General features: G+C 65.0%; 2 protein-coding genes. Both read right to left on the bottom strand.

Features of this window, described 5'->3' with window-relative positions; genetic code table 11:
* The coding region (gene sorA, locus IC50_RS30080) for a SorA family sulfite dehydrogenase catalytic subunit (RefSeq protein WP_035713465.1) at positions 1-1,083 on the bottom strand (1,083 nt) is incomplete at its 3' end.
* A gap of 354 nt (positions 1,084-1,437) precedes the next feature.
* Positions 1,438-2,234, bottom strand: a 797-nt coding sequence (locus IC50_RS30075; protein WP_035713463.1) for an adenylate/guanylate cyclase domain-containing protein, incomplete at its 5' end; no start/stop codon positions are given.

Below are 2,234 nucleotides of genomic sequence, written 5' to 3'. Positions count from 1 at the left end.
GGGCCCCCCTGCCGCGAGCTTCACCGGCAGCTTCCATTCGCGGAAGGCGTATTTGCCAAGGTCCTTGCCGAGCTTGGCGTTGGTCCAGGTCTTGCCGCCGTCGGTGGAGACCTGGACCTCCTTGATGCCCTTGCCGCCGTCGAAGGCGATGCCGCGCAGGGTCACAGCTCCCGCCTTCAGCCTGGCGCCATCAGGGACGCTGGTGATGAAGGACCGGATGGTGAAGCGGTTGATCGGGATCGTCGCCTTCGGGGCGGTGCCTGGCTCGACCGCATTGTTGGGCGTGTCGGGAATGCGATAGGCCGACTTCATCCAGAAGCCGTCATAGACATTGTCGATGACGGTGATCTCGTTGAGGTGCTTGACCCAGTAGGTGCCGTAATAGCCGGGCACGATCAGGCGCAGCGGAAAGCCGTTGAGGAACGGCAGGTCCTCGCCGTTCATGCCATAGGCCAGCATCACCTCGCCATCGGCGGCGTGATCGAGATCGAGCGCCTTGACGAAATCGGGCGTCTTCTCGCTGACCGGCCCGTCCATGCCGTTGAACGTCACCTGCTTGGCGCCGCTCTGCACACCGGCCATCTCCAGCACGGTCTTCAGCGGCACGCCGCGCCAGCGCGCGCAGCCCATCGCGCCGTTGGCGAGCTGGCCTCCGGCGACGCGCGGCTCGAAGAAGCCGCGGCTGTTGCCGGAGCACTGGTTGACGGCGACGATCTCGGCCGCCTTCATCTTCCTGATGTCCTTCAGCGACAGCTTGAGAGGCTTGTCGACCTTGCCCTTGACCTCGAGCGTGAACTTGTCGGGGTCGAGATTGTAGGGCAGGTCGGAGAGATGATAGCGCACGAAGAACGCATTGTTCGGCGTGATCGGGCCATCGTTGAACACCGCAAACGGCGTCTCGAGCTGCGGCGGCCGGCTGGTCAGGCCGATCATCGGCCGCTTCTGCGGATATTTCACCAGCGGCCGTTCGCCATTGCCGAAGGGCAGGGTGACGGTGTCGAGCGCCAGCGCCCTGGTGGAATTCAGTGTGGCCGCAAGTGCGGCAAGCCCCGCTCCTTTGAGCAGGTCGCGTCGATCGAACATTCTGGTCTCCTCCCGGAGCTTTTCGTTGGACTGCGGTCATCACCGCAAGATCCGCGCCCATCTGTCGCAACGATCTGGATGATGTCAATTCGTGCTTTCGCAGCAAGGCCATGCCGCTGCATTGCAGCAGGCCGGTGTTACGTGGTGATGAGAGAAGGCGAGTCTCAACCGCGGCAGAGGCGTCAGAGCTGGAGACGCTAAAGCTTCCACAGCGTCATGGCCGGGCCTGTCCCGGCCATCCACGCCTTGCTGCGCGGCACGAAGAACGTGGATGCCCGGGACAAGCCCGGGCATGACGAGCCGTTGCAAATGGTCAAATTCGATTGCCCTTGCCTCAGCGGGGAAATTGAAGGGTCACGCCGCAACGCGCTCGCTTCGATCGACCAGCGCCGAGAGCTCCCTCGCATCCGCCACCACGCGCACGGCCATCGGTTCCTCGCGGCCGCGGATCGCGACCTCCTGCTGCGGCAGGCCGTCCTCGGCGAGGTGCGCGGTGCGGCGGATCTCCTCCGAGACGATCGCCTCGCAGGCCAGCGTCTTGGTCATGTCCTGGAGGCGGGCGGCGACGTTGACGGCATCGCCCAGCGCGGTGAAGACGATGTGATCGCGATAGCCGATGTCGCCGATGATGACCTCGCCACCGTGGATGCCGATGCCGAAGCGGATTGGCTGGCGAAGATCGTGGCTCAGGAGCTCGTTGAGCTCGTCGATGTGGGTGGCGATTCCGGCGGCCGCCTTCAGCGCCTGCCGGCATGCGGTTTGCGGGTCGGCCGACAGCCCGAACAGCGCCAGCATGCCGTCGCCGACGAACTGGTTCGGCTGCCCGCCATTCTCGATGACGGCCTGCGAGACCGCTCCGAGGAAACGGTTGACGATGAAGCCCGTGCCAAACGCCAGCCGCTTCTCGGCAAGCTGCGTCGAGCCGCGCATGTCCACGAACAGGCTGACGAGATAGCGCTCCTGGCCGATGCGCGCCGGTGTCGATCCCTGCGCGTTCGCCGATGACGTTTGCGGCGTGAAGAGCTGGAAGAAGGAGAGATCTGATGTCGGCCGCAGCTGGCAGGCGAGTCTGATCGAGGGATCGCTGGTGCCGACACGGGTCAGCACGAAGGCCTCGCGTTGCGACGGTTCGGGCAGGGCACCATGATCGC

This window comes from Bradyrhizobium genomosp. I (2014) (assembly GCF_000261685.1).
In the GTDB taxonomy this organism is placed as follows: domain Bacteria; phylum Pseudomonadota; class Alphaproteobacteria; order Rhizobiales; family Xanthobacteraceae; genus Bradyrhizobium.
The sequence above is the reverse complement of the archived record's forward strand: the minus strand, read 5'-3'. Positions and strand labels throughout refer to the sequence as shown.